Genomic DNA, 24,665 nt, shown 5'->3' with positions numbered 1-24,665 from the left:
TCTGGTACTCCTCTTATGACTGCCCCATTATGTATTATTTTCCATCCCGAGATTTAGTTTAGACATTTTTGGTCGAAGTCAAAACAGCCCTACGGCTGGTTTTATACTCAGTCTTAAGACGGGGGGCTTTCTCCTTCCGAAGGATAGGGAATTAGAGCAAACAAAAAAAGAGCACCCCAAAAGCCATGTAAAATGGCTTTCGAGACACCCTTTTGCTATGATTATTATTTTTGTTTAGCGCGCACTGGATCGCGGAACATATATTTTAAGAGTGGTGGTGTTACAAGTGTAGTTACAATGACAACAATAATTACGGAAGTAAAATACTGCTGCTGCAACAATCCGCTTTGCAGACCTGTTGCCGCGATGATCAATGCAACCTCACCCCGCGAAATCATCCCTGAACCAATAATAAGCGATGAATGGTTATTAAATCCTGTAAGACGCGCCCCCAGACCGCCACCAAACAACTTGGTCAGAATGGCAATCACCGTCAACAAGAGGACGAATCCTAGTTGACTGCCAACCCCTTCAAAGGAAACATTAAGTCCGATACTGACAAAGAAGACTGGAACAAAAATCGAATAGGCGATAGGCTCAAGCTTAGATTCCACAGTGTGCTTAAAGGAGGTTTGTGAAATTGCAATCCCAGCTGCAAAAGCACCGATGATGCCTGCCATCCCCATAATTTCAGCAAAATACGCGAACGCAAAGCAAATCATTAGCGCCGCTGCAATAACAGCCTCTGTCACCTTTAACGGAGCCATCCATTTCATAACCCGCGGCACAACGAACCAACCCACAACAAGCGCTACAGCGAAGAACAACACTTTTTTCGTAATTAAAAGACCAATGGACACTGATTCTCCTGTGCCGAAAAAGCTCATTAATACAGCGAGCAAAATAACAACCAGAATATCATCGACTACAGCGGCTCCCAGAATGGTAGAACCTTCACGTGTATTCAACTTATTCATATCCTTCAGTACCTGAACCGATATGCTGACTGAAGTTGCACTAAGAATGACACCCATAAACATAGCATTATGATAAGCAAAACCAAACATTTCTCCGATGGCGAATCCACCTAGAAAAGGTAAAATAATACCTCCGACGGCTACTGCGAAAGCTGACTTCCAGTTCTTGCGCAGTTGATCCAGATCAGTCTCAAGCCCTGCTATAAACATTAACAATAGAACACCGATCTCCGAAAAATAATGAATAAACTCTCCATTTTGAATCCAACCCAGTACCGCAGGTCCTAGTATAATACCGACAATTAACTTACCCAGTACCGACGGTTGTCCCAGTCGTACAGATAAATCACCAGCTAGCTTGGTGAATAGTATAATCAGCATAAGATATAGAACAAACTCCATGTTTCATCCACTCCCTTGTTGTATATAAGAACTGTCAACTAGGGACTTCTCCAAGCCAAAAAAAGACAAAGAGGAGCCCTTGTTGACAGGCTCCTCCAAAAAACAAAAAATTATTCAATTAAACAATATTAAATATATTATAACCGTAATATAAAAGACTGTAAACAAAATACGCCGATATTTTACCTTATGCAAATTTTAGTTAATAAAGAATCAGCTTCACTATTTTAGATAGAACACTTCACGTAAAGGCAACATTGGCACCTCATCATTGAAATCAAATGACCCTTCAACCATCTTTGAAGTAATGGCATTCCATCGGTTGCAGGCATCACTTTTAGCAATGTAATCGAAAGCCGCTTCTGTATCCTCACATTCAAAGCAATAAAAAAATTGATTACCATTCTGAAAGATGGAGTAGTTAGAAATACCAGCCTTACTGTGCTCCTCCAAAACTTCTGGCCAAGGATTTAAATGCATCGCTACATACTCTTCCAGACATTCTTCCTTCACCCGCCATGTCCAAGCCAATTTATTGCTGCTCATCTGTTCATCCTCCTAGAAATGTCCTCTATTGCACATAATAAGAATCAAATACATTTGATACCTATTATTGTACCTGAAGGTAACAGCCCAAGCTATGAATATCTAGTCTTATGCTTTCTAAGCATTAATTCCCGCTTCACTTGGGCGGAGAATGGCAGAACCAATCGCCAGTAGCACAGCAGCCATAAGACCTAAGATGGCAAAGGGTAACCACAACTCATTCCAGCCCCCACCGGTTGCAGCGATGTCGACCGCTTGGATGGCCCATTTTTGCGGAACAAAGTTAGCCGCCTTCTGCATATAGTCCGGCATAATGGATAAAGGCCAAAAGCAGCCGCCAAGCATACAAGTCGGTGTGATAATAAGGGAATTCAGCATACCAGCATTATTAGGATTACGAATTAATCCTGCCACTGTACTCGCGATCCCCATAGACACCAGCATAAATGCCGCAAGAACAAGGAAATATAGATAGATTGGAACTTCATAATCATAGTGCAGCACCCAGCGACCTAAGGCGAGCACTACGACGATCTGAATCAGTCCGACCATGAAGCTACCCAGAAAATTACCAATAGCAATCTCGTAAGAACGAACCGGAGCACTGAACATTCGCATCATCGTCCGGCCTTTCCGATCATCCATAATCAGAGACACAGAGCTCGTGACCAGGCTCATGAGAAACATTAGCGTTAAGCCCGTAACGACTCCCAGTCCCTCCCGAGGATATAGATTATAATCAGTTCGAATGCTGCCAATACTGTGCTGTTCCGCTCTTTGCATAACCGTAGTAAATTGTGCGTCAACGTCCTTAGATCCGTTATTAACTGCCCCTATGATCGCGGCCGTACTCCTCATTTCATCAGCAATTGTGCTCGCTTTTAATTTAATCATAACGGAAGTTTCATTCGTCTTCAGCTCATACACACTAATTTGTGGCTCTTCTCCAGCAAGTAGTGCCGAAGTGAAGCCTGCTGGAATTAGAATCCCCGCTTCTCCATTCTGATCGACTACGCCTTCTCTTAAAGCAGTCTCGTCAGTCTTTTCTACAAATTTATATTCTCCGGAATTCTTTAGTTCAGTGAGCAAATGCTTACCTGCTGCCCCGTTATCCATATTCGAATACAGCACAACAGCTGGGTTCTCTCCCATCGTTCCAGTAACGGAAACAATACCTGCAAGTACAATACAAGGAAGCAGAATATAGATGAGCACCCCCTTCCTAGTACCAATGGTTCGTTTCACCATGTTCCAGGCAATCGTTAAGATTTTATCCATGATAACCCACCTTCCGGTACGAAATAGCCGCTGCACTGAACAACACTAGGCAGATCAGCGATAACACTCCCAAATTCGGCATAATTTGCGATACATCGGCATGTAACATCATTTTCAGAATAGCCTGCATTGCCCAATGATTAATCGTAAACGCCCCTATAGAGTTCACCCACGATTCTGGAAGTGGTGCCATTCCCCCACTAATGAAGGTCATGCTTACAGTGAGTACCGTAACCACACTTCTTGCGCTTGCTCCAGTCTTGCTGAACATAGAAATAACGATAGATAAGGTCATCGAAGCCACAATCATCAGCAAGCAAAATAGGAGTAACAAGCCCGGGCGATTTCCCCAATTCACACCGAACAGCACATTCGTCAGAATAATAATCGCTGCGCACTGTACTATACTTACAACACCCACACCAAGCATTTTGCCAATAAACAGTTCTGAGCCTTTGACTGGCATTGAATTTATCCGGAAAAGGGTATGATTTTCTTTTTCATTAAAAAGAGAAGTACATACCGTCAAGCCGCTATACAGCAAAAACATCAGCATCATGGATACCGCATAGAACTGGGAAGAAGTATATGAATATCCTCCCTCGCTCAGTTCTCCAAGCTTTACGGAAGACTCATTACTGGTGGAACTAGGTGCCATAACGTTCAAAGCTTCTGGACCCAGTGTCATCGCCACAGACTGTTTATAATTAAGATTCCTCAGAAAATTATCGAAGACCGTCCCTGCCACCCTGTTATCTGTACTTTTTTGGCCCAGTATAAATTCCAGCTGTGCGGCTTCACCGCTCTGTACCTTACTATCAAAGCTGGGAGGAACAACAACCGCATAACCATATTTTCCTGTTCGCAGACCGCTTTCTGCCGCCTCTCGACTACCCACCATAACCGGAGTAATGATATCCTTAAGCTCTGTTGACTTCAAAAAGCTATCCATCATCGCCGAGCTCTCATAGCCCTCACCAGAAAGATTAACAACAGCCACTCGCACAACATCAATAGTAGTGGAGCCTTTGTCACCAACGACACCGGAGAGCGAAGCACCTAAGAGAAAGATCAATAACAGGGGCAACAAAAACATATTTAATATCATAGAACGTGAGCTAAATAGTCTTCGCAGCTCATAGATCATAATCGTCCAAGTATTCATCAGAATAATCCCCCCTTTAATCTCTTAAGGTCCTTCCGGTCAAGCTTAGAAACAACGTCTCCAGATCAGGTTCTTCAATATTTAGCGAGCCGATAATCCCCTTATGCTTGGCAAAAATAAAAAGGATGTCCTGTAGCTCCCCTTGTGAAGAAGGCAGATACAGCTCGACTACTTCATCCTTTGCTTCTACGCGTCTAATTCTAGGGTGAAGTGTCAGCTCCTGAACAAGCTCCGGTGTGATATTAGCAGCTTTAATGACGATTTTTTCTTCCTTGGCAACGCGTTCTCGCAGTTCTTTTTCCGTGCCGCAAGCAATGATATGCCCTTTATCCATAATGGCTACCCGATCGCAAATGGCCGCAACCTCCTCCATATAGTGACTGGTATAAATAATCGTTGAACCAAGTCGATTGAGCTCCTTAACCGATTCAAGAATATGATTACGAGATTGCGGATCAATCCCCACGGTAGGTTCATCCATAATAATCAGCTTGGGACGATGCATAATAGCGCAGGCAATGTTCAGACGTCTCTTCATCCCTCCGGAGAAGGTTGAGGGTTTCTCTTTGGCACGGTCGCTAAGGCCTGTGAACGAAAGAGCCTCATCTACCCGTTCCTTCAAAAGCTTGCCACGCAAACCATACAATCTTCCGAAAAAGGTAACGTTATCCGCCGCTGTCATCGTGTCGTATAAGGCTAATTCCTGTGGAACCAAACCAATTCTTTTCTTCACCTCAAGTGATTTCGAGGACACGGGCAGACCGTCGATAAGAATATCTCCCCCGTCAATCTTAAGCAAGCCGCAGATCATACTGATCGTTGTACTTTTACCCGCTCCGTTTGGGCCTAGCAAGCCAAAGATTTCTCCTTCTTCTATCGTCATGTTCACATGATCTACAGTTAATTTACCTTCATATCGTTTCACCACATCGGTCAATACGGCGATTGCCATCTTTTCATCGCTCCTGTCTTTGCGCTTCTATATTTACAATTTTAGCTTAAAGGGATTGACCACGGAGGTACGAAAGGTCATCTTTTGAAGGTGACTTAAGTCATCTCCTGAAGAAGTAGGCGAATATGCTAAGATTAGAAGAAACTCTATAAAGGATGTCTTAGGTGTGACTAGAGAACTGACCCTATTGCGATACCTACTCATCATAATTCCTGCTTGTATTAGCATTTACATCTACCCATATGCCGACTATGGAATCTTCACGTTGCATATTCTGATGCTTCTATTCCTTGTGGTCATGGTGCCAAAGCTCCCCCGTTCCTTTCATGCCTTAATAAGCATTGTAGAAATACTGTTCACTGCCTGGTTATGTTACCAGTACGGCAGCATAATGATTTTCCCGGCCATTTCAGCATTACTTTATTATTCTAGACTTCAGCCCCAAGCAGTACCTCTCGTGTTTACGGTTGTGCATCTGATTACCTTGAACATAGCGCTCTGGGATTCTCCAAAGCTTATAATCACATTCATCAATATTACTTTTCTGCTCATCGCCTATCTCAACGAATTGTTACAGAGGGCGGGTCGGGGCCGTGAGAACACCCTCAATCTTTACGATGAGCTGCGAAAAAAGCATTTCGAGCTGGATGAAGCCCGCAACCGACTGCTGGAGTTTAACGCCCAAATAGAAGATGCAGCCCAGTCCAAAGAACGGGTTCGTATCTCCCGCCAGCTCCATGATGATATCGGCCACCGCCTCATCCGCATTAAAATGATGATGGAAGCCGCGCTACTCACCTTACCCACCTCCCCTGAAAGCGGAATGCAGATGATGGAGCTCATTCGTGATCAATTGTCAGCCAGCATGGACGATATGCGCTCTGCAGTGAAGCGTATCAACTATACGCCACAATTAGAGGGAGCTTATGCGTTAGACCGGCTGCTAGAAGAGATCGGCCGCGATACGGGAATCGAGACCTCATACCAAGTGCATGGGATACCTTACCCGCTATATCCTAGTATTCAGGTGATCTTGTATAAGAACGCCCGAGAAGCCATAACCAATGCCCTACGTCACGGAAATGCAACTGCGATTTCGATTAAAGTCGACTTTAGTGATACTGGAGTTACGATGGAGGTCAGCAACAACGGGACGCTTCCCGAAGGCAATAAACTAACCAAACTGCCGGAAAGTGGAGGGGTCGGGATGAAAGGAATGTTCGAACGAACACATCTGATCGGCGGAACCTTGGAATGGCGGCAGGAGCCTCAATTCACCATTGTTACGCGGTTGCCCATTTATAAGCAGGGAGAGATTGTATAGGCAACGTAGGACTTGAAGCAAAAAAGAAATCTATATTATGAAGAAGGAGCCGCGCTAATGATTAAGGTGATGATTGTAGATGACGATCCTTTTATTCGTCAAAGTCTGCAAGTACTGATAGGGATGGACCCCGATATTGAAGTGATCGGAGCTGCAAGTGACGGAAACGAGGCCTTGAATTTGCTCCAAGCGGGAGATATGGCGGATGTGATTTTGATGGATATTCGGATGCCAGGCTGCGGTGGTGTTGAAGGGACAGAGAAAATTAAGCAGGCTTTTCCTCAGGTTTCGATACTGATGCTAACTACCTTCGATGACGATGAGTATATCATTGAGGCGCTGCGGAACGGTGCCAGTGGATATTTGCTCAAAAACATACCGCCTGACCGTATCATACAAGGTGTCAAAACAGTTAATGAAGGCAACATGCTAATCCACCCTGATATCGCGCGCAAACTAACCACCTTTCTACAGCCCGCGGCCCGTCCTGAATCTCCACAGGTACAGCCACTGGAATCTTTCGGACTGACCAAAATGGAATTGGCCGTTGTCGCCTCTATCGCTGAGGGGCATACCAACAAAGAAATCGCCGGACAGCTGTTTCTTAGCGAGGGTACGGTCAAAAATTACATAACGGATATTCTAAGTAAATTAGAGCTGCGAGATCGTACGCAAATCGCTATTTTCTATTTGAAGGGTGGGCGTGGATAGAAGTTCTACAAAAAAGCCCGGACTCTATTTCCAGAGTCCGGGCTTGACTTTAGTTATCCTTCCGCTGATTCCTTCTTGGCTTCAGCGGTTTTGTTCCGTTTGAGTCGGCTGTTCGGAAGATGCCGGCTGCGAGTACCTGTCTTCATTGCGATGATGCTGAAGATGCTGGATGGCTTCGCCTCCGCAGTAACCGCTCCATCTGTCTCCGGTACCAGAATAATGCCGAGCTGATGATGGTCCCCGTCGTAAATCGGGCTCTGAAGGTATTTGCTCTCCCCTTCACGGTTCTGCACCTCCAGCTTGCAGAACGCTGGATTCATGCGCAGCGCCTCATGTAGCTGCGCGGCATCGGTCAACAGGACCCCGTTGACCTTCAGTAAAATCTCGCCGGGCAGAATGCCCAGCTCCTGTCCGGGACTGCCCGGCAGCACGGCCAGCACCTTGCGGCCGCGCGGTGGATGCACGAAGATGGGGCTGATGCTGCGCTCTTCCAGAGCGCTGTACCAGCTTAACCCTTCGTGCAGCACCATCGCTGCGAGCGCCGCGAGCAGGGTCAGCGGGCTCCACCAAGCGGCAAGCAGGCTTAAGCCGAGCAGGACGATGCTGTACATCAGCAGCCGTCCTGAAGTGCGGGCGGCCTTGCGCCCGGGCAGCATGCCCTGCGTCATCTCGCTGAAGCCGATGATGACGGGCAAAGAGACAATGCCAAGCCCACCGCCCAGCAGCGGCTGCCATGGCAGATCCGTTCCTGCCCCCGCAGGGATCAGCAGGAACAGCGGCAGCGGCCAGAAAGCCTGCAGCTGATAGCCGCCGACAACCATGCCGCGCTTGCCCTTCAAGAAAAGGGGCGTCGCAAGCTTCGCCCCTTGCCAGCGGGCCAGCAGCGCCTCTGCCATGTGCAATAGCGCAGCTAGAACTAGCAAAGCGGGAATATCCATCTCCCGTATGGCTGTTGTAATATTCCCGACCGTTCCGCCATGTAAGGCATCCGGAAAGAAAGACAGTATAAATTGAATCACACCTAGCAGACCTATAGAATAAGCGAAGCACAAATACCGCACTCGCAATAGCGACAACAGAATACTAACTACCCAAATGCAGGCCACAGCTGTACCTGATAAGGATACCCCTAACAATATGGCTGCAATAGAAACTACTAGTCCCATCACCAGCCCGCTCCACACCGTTCGCCACGTTTCTTGACCCCAGCTATGTAACTTCACATGAATTAGCTTACGTTCTAATGCCACCTGCCGACGGTAATACAACGCAATAAATATAATAGCAATATAGTAATATGGCTGGATCAATAAGTGTAAGAACGCAGTGCCCAAGCTTCCTAACCATTCCTGAATCACATTCAAACTGTTCGTCACACTCCTTCCTACTCTACAAAAAAACTTTCATGAACCCCTGTTCACATACCAGAGTGAAATTGTTCATCCCTCTTATTCATTCATACCTTTCACTTTGGCTAGATCAGAGAAAGCCTGTAAAAGTGCAGCATTTTGTACAGATATCCTCTTCATTAGGAGCGAATACTGCAAATGTACAGGAATAACCTCACTTATAGCTCGAAAGCTCCCCATGGAGCAAGTATTACTGCAGATTCGCAGGAATTATCGCTTCGGCCATCTTCGTACCATAAAAAAATGTATTATTGCAGGTTTATTCGACGGTTATCCTTACTAAGTAGTCAACCATCAGCAGCTTTAAGCTACACCATGCGTGTGCTATACCCTTGATCGATTCTTATATTTAGAAAAAAAGAAGGCTGAATTCAGCCTTCTTACTTTTTCGACGCTGCCGCCTTAATTTCCTTCTGAATCTCAGCAATCCCTCTATTCCGTTGGTTGTCGTTGGCAGGGTCCTGGATCACTTTGATCAGTGCCACCTCCAGCGCCTCCGCAGTCTTGGCATCAATCATGCCTGTGACTTGAAGTTTCGCTTCACTCTGGAATTTCTTCACTGCATTCTTAGTGCCAGTATCGAAATAGCCATCTTTGCGACCAGGCTTGTAGCCTAAGCCATCCAGCATCGTCTGTGCACTCTTCACATCACCGTTGTTCATGTTATATTGCAGCGTCACGCTCTTGTTAATCGGAGCCACTGAGAAGTAATCCGGCTGTGCTACCGCGATATCCGGTTTAATTCCCTTGCCGTGGATCCATGTGCCGTCCGGTGTAAGCCATTTAGCAATGGTAACCTTCAGTAAGCTGCCATCTCCAAGCTGTTTGTCAAAGCTTGTCTGCACCGTGCCTTTACCAAATGAATTATCACCTATTAACTTGGCTCCCGCTGACTGCTGCAAGGCACCCGCCAATATTTCCGAGGCGCTCGCGCTACCTTTATTCATTAGCACTACCACTGGATAAGCCTTGCTAGATCCCTTGGAGGTGCTAACTTCGCGTTTTTTATCTTTGTATTCTATTTGAACTATGTTTTTACCAGCTGGAATGAACTCTTCAGCCATCTCAATAACAATCGGGAGGACACCGCCTGGATCATTACGGACATCAATGACCAATCCCTTCATGCCTTGCTTCTCTAGCTTTCCAAGCTCTTCCTTGAATCGTTCTGCAGTATTTAGGGAGAACTGAGTGACCTCGATTACCCCTACACCGTCTTTTTCCATAGTTGAGTATACCGTCTCAAGCTTCACATCATCCCGAGTAAGAGCGAACTCTAGAGGCTCTACAGAGCCGGAACGTTGTATTTTCAAAGTAGCCTTACTGCCTTTAGGTCCGCGGATCTTCGCAACAGCAGCATTTAGATCCATGCCTTCTAGCGATTCTCCGTTAACGGACAAAATGACATCCTTAGCCTGAATTCCTGCTTTTTCAGCAGGTGAACCCTTGATTGGGGAGACCACGACTACCTTACCGTTATCCGAAGAGACTTCTGCACCGATACCTGAAAAGGAACCCTCAATGCTCTCTTCAAATTTCTCAGCAGTTTCTTTACCCATATAGTTGGAATAGGGATCGCCTAGCGCTTCCATCATACCGTTGACAGCACCATCTATCAGCTTCTCCCGATCTACCGTCTCGTAGTAATTGCTCTCAATCAAACTGAGCGCAGTCCCAAGCTTCTGGGATTCCTTCTGCTGTAGACCTGCAACCTGCAACGCAGAGGCTAATCCTTGTCCTGCAGCTTGTCCAAAGACATGAGTATAACCCGTCACGCCCAAGGTTACTAAACTACCGCATAGCAGGGCGGCGATAATCATAAACGCCGCGGTGCTTTTTTTTAACATGATGTTCCCACCGTCCCTTCTTGTCCATCTTGTAAACAACATCCTAAGTCCGTCCTGAAAGGTACGGTATCTCTTCCAGTATATGCCGTACAATCAAATAATATGAGTTATAAGTTCGTTAAAAATTAGAGATAAGGCATAGGATTTACAATCTTACCGTCAATCCGTACTTCGAAGTGAAGGTGGGGACCCGTTGAATTACCTGTGGAACCTGATTCAGCAACCACATCTCCGCGATTGACTTTATCCCCGGCACTAACTCTAAGACCGCCTTTACGTATATGTCCGTAGAGCGTCCAAACTCCGCCTCCATGATCAATAATTACACAATATCCATAACCGCTCCACCATTCAGCCAAGATAACCGTTCCGGAATCCGCCGCATGAATATTGGTTCCTTGTGGAACCGCAAAATCGACGCCGGTGTGTACTTTCCCCTTCTCACCCGTGATTGGATGTGTCCGTGGTCCATAAGGGGATGAGATTCTTGCGGATCCTACAGGAAGTAGAAACGGCCCATCTCCACCTGAATATCCCGTATCACTAGAGCTGGAGCTAGAACTACTGCTTCCCTTACTAGCTGCAGCTGCAGCTGCAGCCTTCTTGGCAGCCGCCGCAGCTCTACGAGCCGCTTCCGCCTTAGCCGCTGCTGCTCTGCGAGCGGCTTCCTCCGCCTTAATCTTATCCTTTTGCGTTTCCAGCGCAGAGCGTTCGCTTGCCAGTTTGACTAGCTTTTCATTCTGCTCTTCACTTAAATCATCACTTTCTTGAATTTGCTTATCATAGAATGCGATAAGCTCCTGTTTCTCAGCTTCTTTCTCCTTCAGCAAACTTCTCTGTTGTTCCAAAGAAGTATACAGCTGCTTGGCTTGGGCATATTGCCCTTCAAGCTCTTGTTTCTTCTCTATCACCGTCTGCTTGTCCAGCTTATGTTGAACTAACAGCTCCTGATCCTGATCCACAATCATCTTAAGTGAATCCGCGCGATCCAGAAAATCAGCGAAGCTTGTCGATGAGAGCAAAACATCCAAGTAAGAAACCGCTCCATCGGTATACATTAACCGAACACGGGATCCTAAAACTTCCTCTCTAGAGGCGACTCGTGCTTCTGCTTTATCCAATTCCGTTGCCGTAACATTCAGAGATTGTTCTGTATCGGAAATTTGGGTAGAGATTTCGGTCATTTTGCCCTTAACTTGATCCACTTGCTGTAAGACATACTGCAGATTGAGATTCGTCTTATTCTTATAATGCTGTGCTTCCTGCGTTTGGGACGCCGCTTTCTCCTGCTGCGCCTTAGCTTCCTGCACCTCTTTTTGCAGCTGCTTTAGCTGCTTATCAATTTCGGCAACACTTGTTTTTTTGGCATATCCATCAGAGGGCTGGAATATAGTGACAGCTAGTAACATTACGGCTAGTCCGGCAGCAATCTTCTTCAACTTGCACTCCCCATCCTTCACTTTTTAATATTAAACTTTCAAGAACCTACGAATAGAAACCGTACTTCCCCAGACGCCGATCAGCACGCCTAGTCCAACTAGTACACCGACGACCAGCATCCAAATATTATCGAACGGAATTAGCTGCAATTGGAGCATAGGATCTCCCTGTACGGTCGATTCCAAAGTGCTGTAACCCAAATACAAGACAACGGAGGTAATGAGCGATCCGATCAGACCGATCAATGCCCCTTCTATAAAGAAAGGCCAGCGAATAAAATAATTTGTCGCGCCTACGAGCTTCATAATGCCAATCTCCTTACGACGAGCAAGTATCGTAACCCGAATCGTATTAGAGATGAGGAACATAGACATGAGCCCCAGACCTGCTACAAAAATAAAACCAATGTTTCGTACAGCGCGTGTTATTTTGAACAAGGTTTCTATCGAGCCCTTGCCATATTTCACTTTGTAAATGGGCTGATTAGCATGTGTCTTGTTGAGTGCTTCAATCTTCTCAGCCACAAATGATACCGTAGTAGGTTCGACAACTTCTACCTTAAGCGTATCTGGGAGAGGGTTATTGTCTTCATCGAACCCTTCCAGAAGCTCAGCCGCGTCCTCACCCATATCTGCACGGAGATCTATAAGTCCTTGATCCTTGGAGATGAACGTAATCTTGCTGACCTCCGGCATATTGCCAATTTCAGTCTGCAAAGTCTCACGCAACTTCTGATCTACATTTAGTGCCAAATGCACATTAATCTGTACCTGGCTGTCTGCCTCATCCGCTACAGCATTCACATTAAGAACAAGAAGAATAAATACACCTAGGACAAAAAGAGAGACGACGATGGAAGTGATCGAAGCAATCGACATCCAGCCATTACGGAATACGCTTTTGAAGCCTTCCCGCAAGTGTCGCAAGAAGGTCTTAAAACTCATAGCCATATTCCCCTCTCGCCTGGTCTCTCACAATGTTTCCGTTCTCAATCGCAAGCACCCGCTTGCGCATTTTATTCACGATATCTCTATTATGGGTAGCCATTACAATTGTTGTTCCACGAAAATTAATTTCGTCCAGCAGCTGCATAATGCCCCATGAAGTCTCAGGATCCAAGTTACCTGTAGGCTCGTCCGCAATAATAACAGATGGGTTATTAACAATAGCACGAGCAATTGCAATACGCTGCTGTTCTCCACCTGAGAGCTGTGAGGGCTCACGATTTGCTTTATTTTTGAGTCCAACCAGATCGAGAACTTCATTCACACGTTTCTTGATGACCTTCTTCGGGGCTTCAATAACTTCCATGGCAAAAGCAATATTCTCATACGCTGTCATCCTTGGTAATAACCGAAAGTCTTGAAACACAACGCCGATATTACGGCGCACATATGGGATTTTACGTTGTTTAAGCTTCCCTATGTTAAAGCCTCCCACAGAAATTTGACCTTTAGTTGGCACTTCTTCTCTATAAATCAATTTCATAAAAGTAGATTTACCCGCGCCGGATGGACCGACAACATACACAAACTCATTGCGGTCAATTTTTACTGAAACTCCTTGCAGTGCGTGAGTTCCGTTAGGGTACGTCTTCCATACATCTTGCATTTCAATCATTTTCTCACTTCCCAATTATGACATTTTCCACTTGTGTAAATCGACAGGGTACAGCTTAAGTTTCCATAAACTTCAATATTTCCGCAATGTATCTATTGTAACAAATCTGTAACCGATTGAGTACCCCGTAACTGCCCCACTATTCGAAAGTTTTGTAATGTCTGTACATATACATATAAAAAGCACCTACTGTGCCGCTCGCAGAAGCCATCCAGGAAGGAGATTATTCATGAAAAAAATCCATCTTACCCTCATAATAGTCATTGCACTCATTCTTATCGGTTCATTAATCTATGGGGGACTTCAACTATATGGCCATAAAAACACGCTTCCAAAAGGTACAACCCTTGCCGGATGGGAGGTGGGCGGGCTGAATATCTCAGAGGTACGTTCCGAACTGGAGAAAAAGCTACAGGCCCTTGAATCTATCCCCCTTGTGTTGCAGGTCGAAGGGAATTCTGAGCTTACCCTCAAGCTTAAACAAGCTGGAATGGCCTATGAAGCCGCTGCTTTTAAGCAAGGTCTACAAGATCTTACGGAAGGGCGGCTATGGGATCGTGTAAAAGCCCGCTACAGCTTCCCCCAGAATTGGAGTCTTGAAGCCCATCTGGATATTGCTCAATTACAGACCATCCTAAGTCCCGCTTGGGAGAGAGAATCCTTCGGAGATCCAGTAGATGCTACGCGGCGAATTACCGGGGATGATCGTGTAGTGTATACGCCTGAGAAGACTTCCCTTGAGGTGGACTGGACAGGAATGGTGACCTCACTATGGGCCGCTGCCCCCACTCGTTTTAGTCGTCTACTCTCGCTGCAAGAGAAGGGGATTACTTTGGAAGTTCCATTAACCATATTACAACCGGACATCACTCTAACCGCTCTAAAGGAGCAAGGCATTGAGCGAAAAATCATGCAATTCAGCACCTCTCTCGGAGCAAGTGGACCTGGACGAATCTACAACGTCGAATCAGCAGCCAAAGCTGTGAACGGAACCGTGCTCCCACCTGGAGCCGTTTTTGACTATGGCAAAGCTATTGAAAAAGCAAAAATAGAATACGGCTTCCGCGAAGCACCAGTCATTGTGAACGGTAAGCTACAAGCCGGCGTCGGCGGCGGAATCTGCCAAGTTTCCAGTACGCTGTACAATGCCGCTTTGCGCACCGGACTGGAGATTGTGGAGCGCCGCAATCACTCCTTGCCGGTCAACTATCTACCCAAAGGCCAGGATGCCACCTTTGCTGAAGGCTATATCAACTTCCGTTTTCGCAATACGACTGGCAAATATCTAGTCATTAAAGCGGCTGTGCAAGGTCGATCACTATCGATCAAGCTCTTCGGTACTTTTCCGAAAAATGTTACATATAAGGTCCACTCACAAATCGTAGAGGTGCTGCCTCCAATCGACAAGTACGTAAACGACCCTTCCCTCCCCCGTGGAGGCTCACGCGTTATACAAAATGGGAAGACCGGATATGTTGTTGAGACTTACAGCACCCGGATTGTTGACGGTAAATCCACTGAGGTAAAGAAATTATCCCGTGACGTGTATTACGCACAAAAACGGTTAATCGCCATCAATCGTGGAGGCGTAAGTAAATCTGTTATTCCAGAAGCACCTAGAAAGCAGTTGGTAGAGGATGGCGTTCGAAGTGAATAGATTACCTACAAAAAAAACGGTCAGACCTTGTGAGGTTCTGACCATTTTAGCTTGTGAATCTATTTTACCTGTAGATGACCTTTCTCGCCTTTAAAATTTACGATTCGGGGGTACATTAGAAATAGATCTATAATCAGAAAGGATGAACACCATGTCAACAGCTCTTGTAAATGATCTCTCTAATATTGTCCGCAGTGCACCTGCTATTTTTGCCTCACGTACTTGCAGAGAAGCCCTTCGCGTAATGTTCCAGCACCCAGAATCCAAATGCATCGTCGTCTGTAACGCCACGAATGAACCGCTTGGATTGTTAATGTGCGACCGTTTCTTTTTAAAAGCCACAGGAAGATCAGGAGTAGATCTGTTCTACAAAGAACCTGCCATGAAGCTCATGAACAAAACGCCACTCATTTTTGATATCTCCACACCACTTGAATCCGTATTAGCTACTGCTATGAGCCGCCCAGATCCTATGAAGAATGACTGTGTCATCATTACTCGTAAAGGCAAATTCACAGGTGTTATTTATATCTCTGACTTGAAGCGCAGTTAGTTCATAGCCCCTGCCATCAACTTTCCTCTAATACCTTCCCCTTTCCTCAGAAAAGAATATCCGGTGACGTGTCAATTCTCCAATATCCCTCCACTTTCTTCAGCTTCACATACACCGACTCACTGCTTTCCTGCGCACCTGGATAAGGAACAGTCAGTTCAAATTCAGCGGTTGTCGCAGTTTTAGAGAGCATGCGGGCGGTGGCTTTTTCATACATTAATAAATTGCCCACATCTGCATTAACCTGCGACATTCTTCCGTTATACTCCAAAAATTGAGTCTGCACATAATATGCCGCTGCATTGTGAGTGTAGGCTTTTTTTATGTAATTCATCAGCTTCGTCTTTGTGCCAATGTCACTGGAAAGATAACGGTATTCCTGCGCTTTATACGTGAAGGTTTCTATCGGGAAGATGTTTCCGCCTCGATTACTATAGAAATAAAGAGCTCTTGCATGGACTACCAGCGGTATGATACTTTTCACCGTCAAATTATTGATGGTAGCAGGGCCCTCTTTCCCAGGCGCAGACACAGCCACCTTCTTGATTGCCGTACTTCCTGCTGACGGTGAAGCTGCCATAGCTCCTCCACTTGCTGAGATCAGGCCTATGGAAAGGGCCAACGAACCAATCATCCACTTTTTGTTCATTCGGAATTCCTCCTTTTTGATCTGAAAAATACAGGCGATAGCCACTGTTCCAGCTTATGCACCCCGCAAGCTAAAATACCCAATAAACAGAGGAATGAATACGCATTTATATTTTATAGTAAAGAAAAAAATCCACCCTCCTGATTTACAGGAAAAGTGGAGTCGTGAAATAGTGTTATTACAACGGTTAGAGATCTAATTCGAAGATGGAGTAACAACCTCATAATAAGCTGTGAAAGCTACGTTAGCAGTCAAGATACTTTCAGGACTATCCTTTGATCGCTCTTCATAGGATTGCTGGAAATTAAACGAGTCTACATTCACGATACGCGCCAGCATTTGTAGCTCATCCATCCACTGCCGTATGCTTGTGTAGGTGCCCTCTACTACAGCAGTCATTTTAACTTGTTTGACCGTCGGGAACAGCACTTCAGCCGAACCAGTCATTTGCTGAATCGGATTAGCCTCATCCAAAATAAAGCTGACATCCTTTAAGCGTGCCTGTGAGGACATCCCAACCGCTCGTAGATCATCAATCAAGCCTTCGCTGTCATCGCCTTTCGGGAGCGCTGCCAGAAGTTCCTGTTGTTCGGAATCTAAAGAAGTAGCGCTGCTTTTTAGTTCATTAATTTTAGTTTGAAGAATCTCTGCTTCTTTTTCCAGCTGTCTGATCTCGGCGTTCTGTGCAGATATTTCTTTATTTGTCGGTTGAACACCCAGCATATAAAAGGCAAACAGCATCAAGAACAAAATCAATACACCCAGTACGATTGGAGAGCGATACTTATTGAACTGTTCCATCGCTGTTCACCTCCTCTTGGCTTGCATCCGTTCCATTTGTCTGTTGATTATTTGATAATAAGTTTACTTTATAAATGGCTGTATACATATTTAAGGAAGTGGCTGCATTCGTTGGCCCCGCACTCTGATCCACAGTTCCTTCGTTCAGCTTCGAAATAGAAGCATCCACTGTAAAGGACATCTGACGCAGTTGTCTTAAATAATTAGAGGCATCTACCATAGTAGGTACATTTACAGTCAGGTCAATCGATGTCAGGTAGGTGTAGTTAATGTCACGGAGCAGAGAACCCGGTGGCAACCCTTCGACTAATTCATCTAGTATGGGAACAGCAATCACCTTATTGTTCTGAATCTCTGCGATTGCCGTCTTCCGATCTAACTGCCCAGGTCCACTGTTTTTAAGCTTCCCAAGCTCTACCTGCAGCATTAAACTGCGATCCTGCAAGCCTTGCAGCTCCTCTTTACCATTAGAGATTTGACCCTTATTAGCCGAAAAATAAATCCCCGTCCCAATCGTTCCCACCAGCCAGATCGCCACAAGACCCATGGTCACATAGGGGAATAATAACGTCTCCCGATCTTCTCTTGGCAGTAGGTCAATCGTGTCTACGCTGATCGTGCTTTTTAGAGCTGTCCCGGCCGCTACTCGGTAATCATTTAACTCAAGATCAGATACAGCATCTTTACCCATCTGGTCTAGGCTTATCGGTGTAATGTCGAGTTCTGCCAGCGACTGCTGAAGCTCTAGATCTAGCTGTTTACGAATGGAAGGGACACCTGTTATAACTAAGTTTTTGATACGAGTCGAGCCATCGTGCAAGCTATATTGGTAGAAGCTGAGCATCCGCGAGATTTCCGCAGTAATCTCCACCATTTGCTCCGGTGATAATTGCTCTTCCACAGCAACTGCTGTTTCTGCCAAAACTTCACTGTCTGCCATAAACTCCAATGCCGTAACATTTCTACCCTTGTGCAAATCAAGCAAGTTAATCGTACGAATGAACACCGGATTACCATTTCTAAACATATAAACGTCCATGACGGATGGCTCTAGATTAATCAGCATCGTTTCCGCAAAGCTTTCCCCATGTCCAGTTGCTATACTTCGCGCCAAGGCGGTAGCCGAAATTTCAACACTGCTTATTCGAAGACCCGCACGCTCCAAAATCTCTACATAATCCTGTATCGATTTCCGCGGAGCGGCAAATACAAGCAAATGGCTATGTTCCTCATCCACTTCGAGCGTCACATAGTCGTAAACAGGATTTTCAAATGGCAAATGCAGCCCCGTCTCCACTTCGAGCTTTACGAGCTGTTCAACCTGCTTATCGTTGGTACTTGGGATACTCATTTTGCGAATAATGATCTGCGAAGGTGGAATCGACAAGGAAACCTTGCTGCCCCTTAACCCTTCCTTCCTCACCCACTGCCTTACACGATCATAAAGCGCCTCGCTATCCGCCACCTGATTCTCTATGATCATGCCTGGAAGGAGCGGGAGATACCGTTTTTTGCGAACTTCCCATGACTGTTTATTCTTAAAACTAATATAACGAATTCCGGTAGCTTCAATTGAAAGTCCGGCCACTTTAGGGCCTAATCCAAGCATATGTCGATGTCCTCCTATCCGATGAGCGAGAGATACGCGCCAATGATGTCTGAACCATATCCGTAACTAATTAAAGCCCCTATTGCTAACCATGGTCCAAAAGGAACCGGTTGTTTGCGTTTGATGATTCCGAGCAGCATCAGCAGTCCTCCGACCACACTTCCAAGCAGACAAGCCATTAGAAAAGCCAAAATCACATTCGGAAATCCAATCACCAAGCCCAGCAGCGCAAATAGCTTCACATCCCCGGCACCCATCCCTCCTAATAGAACAAAGGGGATAAGAGCCCCTCCCCCAAGCACAGCTCCCAGCAAGTGATGCCATAACGGCCCCTCTGGATAGAGCAATACAAGAATGAGCAGTATCGGCAAAAAGAATAGCAATACCTTGTTCGGAATCAGCATGTACTTCAAATCCGCAACCGTCACAATAATCGCCAGACTCACCAGAATGAATCCAAGAATCCCCTTCGCCGTCAGCCCAAACTGCAAATACACCCATAGAAAAAGCAAACCCGTTGCCGCTTCTCCTAGTGGATATAAAGGCGACACCTTTGTGCCGCAGTAACGACACTTGCCTCCTGACAGCAGGTAGCTTATCACCGGAAACAAATCCCGCGCCTTTATCCGCGTATTGCAGTTCGGGCAATGTGACGGTGGATTAAGCAAGGATTCCTTAGCTGGCACCCGTAGTGCCACTACGTTATAGAAGGAGCCTAGAATCAGGCCCAGTAAGGTGATGTAACTTGCGATGAATATCGTCATTGATTTCCTCTGTTGGCTTTCTGGATTTTAAAAAAGGAATCGGGAAGTCCGATTCCTTAGGAGTCTAAGTATAATTTCTGTAGTACTATTACTTTGTCTTTGATTTCAATACCTGTTCCGCTGTAAAACTGCCTCCAGTTGTAGTACCACCAGAAGTAATTGGTGTCGATCCTTCCGGTTGTGGTGATATCGTTACAGAAGCTAATTGACCCTTTGCTGTATATGTTACAGTTCCTTCAGTGATTACCTTTTTCGAACTTGGGAGACTTAAAGGTTTATCTAAATAACCTTTTTCTTGCATTTGCTCGATAGTTACCGTTACTGCATTTGTTGAATCATTAAACTTCCCATTACTTTCACCAACAATATATAATCTCGAAGCATCATAAATTTGACGAGCAGTAGCAACATCAGAATCTTCTTTAGCATTGGATATTACATTCCCAATCAAAGGTATCGCAATAACCGCAATAATCCCCAAAATAACGATAACCGCCAATAACTCGATCAGCGTAAACCCCTTTTGATTTTCCTCTTTGCTCAATCTTCTCTTAATGGCTTGTGCTAACATTTTATTTCCCCCTCTAAGTGGTGTGTGATGGTACAGCCTATATCTTTTATTTCCATGAATCCCGCTACAATGCTCGTCCTTCCTTGTCTAGCGCTAGCAAAGGATCTGCAACCCTGCCCCGCCTCCCCGGCGTCACCCCTCTCAATATTTACAAGGAACCACAAGGTTCACATATTGCCATACAGACTGAACATCGGCAGCATAATAGCGGCCACAATCACACCTACAACACCTGCTAGAAAAGCAATCAGCAATGGTTCAAGCAGTGACTTCAGACGATCAACGGTATTTTCTACGTCCATCTCATAGAAATCAGCTACCTTAGACAACATTGTGTCGAGTGCCCCTGTCTCTTCACCAATCGCAATCATCTGTGTAACTAGCGGCGGGAAAACCCATGCTTTTTTCAGAGGTTCAGACAGTGGGTTTCCTTGTCTCAGCGAATCTCCTGCACTACGGATAAATCCCCCAATAACCTTATTTCCTGCTACCTCTTCTACAATCACCAAGGATTGCAGGATCGGAACTGAGCTGGCATAAAGAGATGAAAAAGTTCGCGTAAACTGAGCAATCGAGCCTTTTTGATTCAATTTACCGAACACCGGAATCTTCAGCTTGGCATAATCGAGTGCGTAGGCACCCTTTTCTGTGCGTTTTGTAATCTGAAAAGCTATCACTAGGAGAAGAACGCCGAGTATCCAGAAATACCATTGACCTTGAATGCTTTTGCTAAGCGCCAATACCATCTTCGTAATCGCCGGAAGCTCTGCATTCATCGATTCGAACATCGTTACAAACTGCGGAACTATCGCCCATAGGAGGTATATAACCGCTCCAATCGCCATAACCCCGACGGTAATCGGGTAAGTGAGCGCAGATTTGATTTTCTCCGTCGTGGAATGCTGCTTCTCAAAAAACATGGCCAGTCTGTCGAGCGTCCCCTCAATATCACCGGATTCCTCACCGGCACGGATCATACTGACGAATAGCTGCGGGAAGATTTTTTTATGATCCTGAACAGCTTGTGAGAACGAGATTCCGCGCATCAGGCTTGAATTCACTTCCACAAGTGCTTTACGGAGCGGTTTGCTCTCAGTCTGCTCTGCCAAAATACGCGTTGCATCTACAATCGACACTCCAGCACGCATAAGCGTGGCAAACTGTCTACAATAAATGATGAAATGAAGTGGCTTAACCGGATTACCGATATAAATATCCATTGAGAGAATCGTTGTTTTGCGTTCGATCAGCGAGAATACCGTAAGGCCCCGCTTGCGTAACTCCTCCATTGCCGTAGGCTTATCTGTTGCGGTTAGCTTTCCTTTAATGGACTTGCCTGCGGTTGTCTTTACTTGATATTCAAAAAGAGGCATCAGCTACTCACCTCCGCCATAAACGACTTAGCTGCTGCTGGTTCAATGAACCCCTGTGATAAATAGTCACGGATACTCATGTCCAACGTATGCATGCCTTGCGAGCGTCCGGTTTGCATCACATTTTTAATCTGATGTGTCTTTTCGGTACGAATGAGATTGGCTACGGCAGGTGTATTCACTAAGATCTCTGTTGCACATATCCGCCCCCGTCCTCCAGCTCTTGGAAACAAGCGCTGACTGACAACTGCCAGTAATACTGAGGCTAGCTGTGAACGGATCTGCCCCTGCTGATGACCCGGAAAAGCGTCAATAATTCGATCAATTGTCTGTGGTGCGTCTGTTGTATGTAAGGTTGCCATCACAAGATGACCTGTCTCCGCGGCAGTAACTGCTGCTGTAATGGTCTCCAGATCCCGCATCTCTCCAACGAGAATAACGTCCGGATCCTGACGTAACGCGGCACGTAGTCCGCTCGCAAAGCTAGCTGTGTCGCTGCCCACTTCACGTTGATCCACTAAACAGGTTCCATGACTATGCAGAAATTCTATAGGATCTTCAAGTGTCACAATATGCTTGCTTTCGGTCTTGTTAATGTAATTCAGCATAGCTGCTAACGTAGAGGATTTACCGCTGCCCGTAGGCCCTGTAACTAATATCAAACCTTGTGGTTTAAGTGACAAAGTGGACAAAATCGGAGGCATCGACAGTTGTTCTAGACTCGGAATCTCTGCAGGAATGGATCGGGCAGCAATACTAATCTCACCCCGCTGACGATAGACATTCAACCGAAATCTTACGCCGCCATCCAGCGGATAAGAGAAATCCACCTCACCTGCATTCCGAAACACTTCGTTTCGTTCACTGCCAAGCAGCGCTTCTGCCATTTCTGCCGCTTCATGACCTGTTACTGGTGCACCCTCAAGTGGGTGAAGCATTCCATCCATACGTATCACCGGAGGCGAGCCTACAGAGATATGTAAGTCGGAAGCTTTGGAGGAGTAAGCCGTCTGCAAAAGCTGTCTAATATCCCGCGTATACGTTGGCATCGGCTGCTCCCCCTATTTTTAAAATGAAAAGAACCTAATAGACCCTAATGTGAGACCGTCTCGCGCATTACTTCTTGAAGCGTTGTAATCCCTTGACTAACTTTGAGTAAGCCATCATCCATCAGTTGAACAAGTCCACGCGCCTTACCTGCGACACGCATTTCCTCTACAGAAGCAGTGTTTGTAATAAGCTGCCGCAAATGATCGTCAATACTGAGTACCTCATGAATCGCTATTCGACCACGATAACCAGAACTGCTACAGCTACCGCAACCTCGACCACGATGTAGTTCATCCGCTGGCAACCCTAAGCTACGTAGCATAATCGCTTCCTGCTCAGACGGTTTGTAGGTTTCTTTGCAGTCGGTGCAGATTTTGCGAACGAGCCGCTGCGCTACCACACCAATTAATGAAGAGGCAATTAAATAAGGCTCTACTCCCATATCTCGCAATCGAGAGACGGAGCTAATCGCATCGTTTGTATGTAAAGTAGACAACACTAGATGACCCGTTAATGAGGCGCGAACCGCAATTTCAGCAGTTTCTGCATCGCGTATCTCACCGACCATTACAATATTCGGATCTTGTCGGAGAATCGAACGTAATCCCGCCGCAAAGGTTAACCCAATAGCCGAGTTTACGTGTACCTGGTTTACACCCTCAAGCTGGTATTCCACTGGATCTTCAACCGTGATAATATTTGCACTTTCTACATTGAGTTGATTCAGCGCTGAATATAAAGTCGTTGTTTTCCCACTACCTGTAGGTCCAGTGATTAGTAGAATTCCATAAGGACGAGCGATCATTTCCTTAAAAGCTTCCGCATTCCCCTCACTGAATCCCAGAGCATCTACAGATTTGACACCTGTGCTTAAGTCTAGCAACCGCAGTACAATTTTCTCTCCGTGCATCGTCGGCAATGAGGACACACGAATATCTACCATTTTGTAATCAAACTGCATTTTGATTCGGCCGTCTTGTGGCAAACGCCGTTCAGCGATATTCAGTCGGGCCATTATTTTCAGACGAGCGGTGATAAAGCCCTGCATCTGCTTAGGAATAATCCGCTCTGTTCGTAAGGTTCCGTCAATACGGTAGCGGATCGTTAGATTATTCTCACCTGGATCCATATGTATATCAGATGCCCGCAGAGCAACAGCCTGCTGAATCATCTGATTGACCAAACGTACGATAGGAGAATCCTCATCTGTAATCTCTGTCTCTTCTATTTCTTCTTGTGTAGGGAGCTCTACTAGCATCTGATTCATAGAATCACGCATCCCATAATGACGCGCAATCGCTCGCTGTAGCTCATCCCTAGTAGAAATAGCAGGTTCGATCCGGAAGCCAGTACTCATTCGCAAATCTTCTATCGCAAAATAATCCAGTGGATCGGCCATCGCAACCATCAGCTTACCTCCTTCTTTCAAGAAGGGAAGCACCTGATAACGCTTAGCCATACTTTCAGGAATAATCTGCGTAATCGCAGGATCAATCTGGTATTTAAATAAACTGACATGCGGAATGCCGAGCTGGAATTCAAGCACTTCAATCAACTGCTGCTCCGTGATATAGCCTTGAGAGATTAGCAGATCGCCAAGCTTACGCTTGCTTTTACGCTGTTCCGCAAGTGCTTCAAGCAGCTGTTCCTGCGAAATAATATTATTTTCTACCAGCAAATCCCCAAGTCTCTTTTTTGCGATGGCCATGTCCGTTCAGCTCCATATGCCGTTATTGGTTATACCTTTATGCCTACTAGATAATGGATAATACTTGGAATAAACGGAGGATAAATTACCAGTTCCATTTCTGCAAAATAAGAAGATTATTTTTTCCATAATTAAGGATCTTATAAATTTGTCAAACTAGCGTATTTTTCAATACACTTGGGACTTTAGTAATAAATTTATAGGTATATTTCAATAGATTTATGTTGTCTGTCAATGCTGAATGTCCTAGAATGTATAT

General features: G+C 45.6%; 22 protein-coding genes. 4 read left to right on the top strand and 18 right to left on the bottom strand.

Annotation, left to right across the window (positions count from 1 at the left end):
• Positions 1 to 224 precede the first annotated feature (224 nt).
• From NSQ29_RS29780 to NSQ29_RS29760, 5 genes are all read right to left on the bottom strand, one after another.
• Complete coding sequence (locus tag NSQ29_RS29780; protein WP_042192295.1) at positions 225 to 1,379, bottom strand: cation:proton antiporter; 1,155 nt, start codon at positions 1,377 to 1,379, stop codon at positions 225 to 227.
• Between the two features lie 222 nt (positions 1,380 to 1,601).
• Positions 1,602 to 1,925 (bottom strand): L-rhamnose mutarotase, encoded by a 324-nt coding sequence (locus tag NSQ29_RS29775; protein WP_042192298.1) that lies wholly within the window; start codon positions 1,923 to 1,925, stop codon positions 1,602 to 1,604.
• A 117-nt stretch (positions 1,926 to 2,042) separates the two neighbouring features.
• Positions 2,043 to 3,203, bottom strand: coding sequence for an ABC transporter permease (locus NSQ29_RS29770; RefSeq protein WP_076285708.1), 1,161 nt, complete (start codon positions 3,201 to 3,203; stop codon positions 2,043 to 2,045).
• Positions 3,196 to 4,368: an ABC transporter permease gene (locus NSQ29_RS29765; protein ID WP_341126693.1), complete on the bottom strand. Its 1,173-nt coding sequence runs from the start codon at positions 4,366 to 4,368 to the stop codon at positions 3,196 to 3,198. The genes NSQ29_RS29770 and NSQ29_RS29765 overlap by 8 nt, the downstream gene beginning before the upstream one ends.
• A 16-nt stretch (positions 4,369 to 4,384) precedes the next feature.
• Entirely contained in the window at positions 4,385 to 5,320 is a 936-nt protein-coding gene (locus NSQ29_RS29760) for an ABC transporter ATP-binding protein (protein ID WP_341126692.1), read from the bottom strand.
• A 166-nt stretch (positions 5,321 to 5,486) separates the two neighbouring features.
• Between NSQ29_RS29760 and NSQ29_RS29755 the strand changes: the two genes are divergently transcribed.
• Both NSQ29_RS29755 and NSQ29_RS29750 read left to right on the top strand, forming a co-directional pair.
• Positions 5,487 to 6,644 (top strand): sensor histidine kinase, encoded by a 1,158-nt coding sequence (locus tag NSQ29_RS29755; RefSeq protein WP_042192307.1) that lies wholly within the window; start codon positions 5,487 to 5,489, stop codon positions 6,642 to 6,644.
• Between the two features lie 57 nt (positions 6,645 to 6,701).
• Positions 6,702 to 7,355, top strand: a complete 654-nt coding sequence (locus tag NSQ29_RS29750) for a response regulator transcription factor (RefSeq protein ID WP_149645289.1) — start codon at positions 6,702 to 6,704, stop codon at positions 7,353 to 7,355.
• 53 nt (positions 7,356 to 7,408) lie between these two features.
• Here the strand turns inward: NSQ29_RS29750 and NSQ29_RS31655 are convergent, their stop codons facing one another.
• From NSQ29_RS31655 to ftsE, 5 genes are all read right to left on the bottom strand, one after another.
• Complete coding sequence (locus NSQ29_RS31655; protein ID WP_445739180.1) at positions 7,409 to 8,719, bottom strand: PDZ domain-containing protein; 1,311 nt, start codon at positions 8,717 to 8,719, stop codon at positions 7,409 to 7,411.
• Between the two features lie 425 nt (positions 8,720 to 9,144).
• On the bottom strand, positions 9,145 to 10,611 hold the full coding sequence (locus NSQ29_RS29740; RefSeq protein WP_042192313.1) for a S41 family peptidase: 1,467 nt from the start codon (positions 10,609 to 10,611) through the stop codon (positions 9,145 to 9,147).
• A gap of 125 nt (positions 10,612 to 10,736) precedes the next feature.
• A complete protein-coding gene (locus tag NSQ29_RS29735; protein ID WP_339243708.1) occupies positions 10,737 to 12,050 on the bottom strand; it encodes a murein hydrolase activator EnvC family protein in 1,314 nt (437 codons plus the stop codon).
• 30 nt (positions 12,051 to 12,080) lie between these two features.
• A complete protein-coding gene (gene ftsX, locus NSQ29_RS29730; RefSeq protein WP_341126690.1) occupies positions 12,081 to 12,995 on the bottom strand; it encodes a permease-like cell division protein FtsX in 915 nt (304 codons plus the stop codon).
• Positions 12,985 to 13,671 carry a cell division ATP-binding protein FtsE gene (gene ftsE / locus NSQ29_RS29725; protein ID WP_042192319.1) on the bottom strand — a complete coding sequence of 229 codons (687 nt, stop codon included), beginning with the start codon at positions 13,669 to 13,671 and terminating at the stop codon, positions 12,985 to 12,987. Before ftsE ends, ftsX begins: the two co-directional genes overlap by 11 nt.
• 229 nt (positions 13,672 to 13,900) lie before the next feature.
• Here ftsE and NSQ29_RS29720 point away from each other — a divergent pair, with 229 nt between their 5' ends.
• Positions 13,901 to 15,328, top strand: coding sequence for a VanW family protein (locus NSQ29_RS29720; protein WP_341126689.1), 1,428 nt, complete (start codon positions 13,901 to 13,903; stop codon positions 15,326 to 15,328).
• A 151-nt stretch (positions 15,329 to 15,479) separates the two neighbouring features.
• Positions 15,480 to 15,881: a CBS domain-containing protein gene (locus NSQ29_RS29715; protein ID WP_341126688.1), complete on the top strand. Its 402-nt coding sequence runs from the start codon at positions 15,480 to 15,482 to the stop codon at positions 15,879 to 15,881.
• Positions 15,882 to 15,927: 46 nt separating this feature from the next.
• On the opposite strand, the gene NSQ29_RS29710 is transcribed toward NSQ29_RS29715, so the two are convergent.
• From NSQ29_RS29710 to NSQ29_RS29675, 8 genes are all read right to left on the bottom strand, one after another.
• Complete coding sequence (locus NSQ29_RS29710; protein ID WP_076297876.1) at positions 15,928 to 16,530, bottom strand: DL-endopeptidase inhibitor IseA family protein; 603 nt, start codon at positions 16,528 to 16,530, stop codon at positions 15,928 to 15,930.
• Positions 16,531 to 16,725: 195 nt separating this feature from the next.
• The gene (pilO, locus tag NSQ29_RS29705) at positions 16,726 to 17,331 is read right to left on the bottom strand and encodes a type 4a pilus biogenesis protein PilO (RefSeq protein WP_339799024.1); all 606 of its coding nucleotides are present in this window, start codon (positions 17,329 to 17,331) and stop codon (positions 16,726 to 16,728) included.
• Positions 17,315 to 18,940 carry a pilus assembly protein PilM gene (gene pilM, locus NSQ29_RS29700; protein WP_341126687.1) on the bottom strand — a complete coding sequence of 542 codons (1,626 nt, stop codon included), beginning with the start codon at positions 18,938 to 18,940 and terminating at the stop codon, positions 17,315 to 17,317. The genes pilO and pilM overlap by 17 nt, the downstream gene beginning before the upstream one ends.
• 14 nt (positions 18,941 to 18,954) lie before the next feature.
• Positions 18,955 to 19,704 (bottom strand): prepilin peptidase, encoded by a 750-nt coding sequence (locus NSQ29_RS29695; RefSeq protein WP_341126686.1) that lies wholly within the window; start codon positions 19,702 to 19,704, stop codon positions 18,955 to 18,957.
• Between the two features lie 88 nt (positions 19,705 to 19,792).
• Positions 19,793 to 20,275 carry a type II secretion system protein gene (locus NSQ29_RS29690; protein ID WP_341126685.1) on the bottom strand — a complete coding sequence of 161 codons (483 nt, stop codon included), beginning with the start codon at positions 20,273 to 20,275 and terminating at the stop codon, positions 19,793 to 19,795.
• 167 nt (positions 20,276 to 20,442) lie between these two features.
• Complete coding sequence (locus tag NSQ29_RS29685) at positions 20,443 to 21,648, bottom strand: type II secretion system F family protein (RefSeq protein ID WP_340973157.1); 1,206 nt, start codon at positions 21,646 to 21,648, stop codon at positions 20,443 to 20,445.
• Positions 21,648 to 22,697 carry a type IV pilus twitching motility protein PilT gene (locus NSQ29_RS29680; RefSeq protein ID WP_341126684.1) on the bottom strand — a complete coding sequence of 350 codons (1,050 nt, stop codon included), beginning with the start codon at positions 22,695 to 22,697 and terminating at the stop codon, positions 21,648 to 21,650. Before NSQ29_RS29680 ends, NSQ29_RS29685 begins: the two co-directional genes overlap by 1 nt.
• A gap of 44 nt (positions 22,698 to 22,741) precedes the next feature.
• Positions 22,742 to 24,406 (bottom strand): GspE/PulE family protein, encoded by a 1,665-nt coding sequence (locus NSQ29_RS29675; protein ID WP_149645302.1) that lies wholly within the window; start codon positions 24,404 to 24,406, stop codon positions 22,742 to 22,744.
• Positions 24,407 to 24,665 lie beyond the last annotated feature (259 nt).

Origin of the sequence: Paenibacillus sp. FSL F4-0236 (assembly GCF_038000135.1) — a bacterium.
In the GTDB taxonomy this organism is placed as follows: domain Bacteria; phylum Bacillota; class Bacilli; order Paenibacillales; family Paenibacillaceae; genus Paenibacillus_AQ.
The sequence above is the reverse complement of the archived record's forward strand: the minus strand, read 5'-3'. Positions and strand labels throughout refer to the sequence as shown.

Bases quoted from the DNA above. Each gene is read 5' to 3' on its own strand.
- NSQ29_RS29765 (WP_341126693.1), bottom strand. From the start codon at position 4,368: ATGAATACTTGGACGATTATGATCTATGAGCTGCGAAGACTATTTAGC.
- pilM (WP_341126687.1), bottom strand. From the start codon at position 18,940: ATGCTTGGATTAGGCCCTAAAGTGGCCGGACTTTCAATTGAAGCTACC.
- NSQ29_RS29760 (WP_341126692.1), bottom strand. From the start codon at position 5,320: ATGGCAATCGCCGTATTGACCGATGTGGTGAAACGATATGAAGGTAAA.
- NSQ29_RS29775 (WP_042192298.1), bottom strand. From the start codon at position 1,925: ATGAGCAGCAATAAATTGGCTTGGACATGGCGGGTGAAGGAAGAATGT.
- NSQ29_RS29690 (WP_341126685.1), bottom strand. From the start codon at position 20,275: ATGTTAGCACAAGCCATTAAGAGAAGATTGAGCAAAGAGGAAAATCAA.
- NSQ29_RS29685 (WP_340973157.1), bottom strand. From the start codon at position 21,648: ATGCCTCTTTTTGAATATCAAGTAAAGACAACCGCAGGCAAGTCCATT.
- NSQ29_RS29770 (WP_076285708.1), bottom strand. From the start codon at position 3,203: ATGGATAAAATCTTAACGATTGCCTGGAACATGGTGAAACGAACCATT.
- NSQ29_RS29710 (WP_076297876.1), bottom strand. From the start codon at position 16,530: ATGAACAAAAAGTGGATGATTGGTTCGTTGGCCCTTTCCATAGGCCTG.
- NSQ29_RS29675 (WP_149645302.1), bottom strand. From the start codon at position 24,406: ATGGCCATCGCAAAAAAGAGACTTGGGGATTTGCTGGTAGAAAATAAT.
- NSQ29_RS29695 (WP_341126686.1), bottom strand. From the start codon at position 19,704: ATGACGATATTCATCGCAAGTTACATCACCTTACTGGGCCTGATTCTA.
- NSQ29_RS29720 (WP_341126689.1), top strand. From the start codon at position 13,901: ATGAAAAAAATCCATCTTACCCTCATAATAGTCATTGCACTCATTCTT.
- NSQ29_RS29715 (WP_341126688.1), top strand. From the start codon at position 15,480: ATGTCAACAGCTCTTGTAAATGATCTCTCTAATATTGTCCGCAGTGCA.
- ftsE (WP_042192319.1), bottom strand. From the start codon at position 13,671: ATGATTGAAATGCAAGATGTATGGAAGACGTACCCTAACGGAACTCAC.
- ftsX (WP_341126690.1), bottom strand. From the start codon at position 12,995: ATGAGTTTTAAGACCTTCTTGCGACACTTGCGGGAAGGCTTCAAAAGC.
- pilO (WP_339799024.1), bottom strand. From the start codon at position 17,331: ATGGAACAGTTCAATAAGTATCGCTCTCCAATCGTACTGGGTGTATTG.
- NSQ29_RS29740 (WP_042192313.1), bottom strand. From the start codon at position 10,611: ATGTTAAAAAAAAGCACCGCGGCGTTTATGATTATCGCCGCCCTGCTA.
- NSQ29_RS29780 (WP_042192295.1), bottom strand. From the start codon at position 1,379: ATGGAGTTTGTTCTATATCTTATGCTGATTATACTATTCACCAAGCTA.
- NSQ29_RS29680 (WP_341126684.1), bottom strand. From the start codon at position 22,697: ATGCCAACGTATACGCGGGATATTAGACAGCTTTTGCAGACGGCTTAC.
- NSQ29_RS29750 (WP_149645289.1), top strand. From the start codon at position 6,702: ATGATTAAGGTGATGATTGTAGATGACGATCCTTTTATTCGTCAAAGT.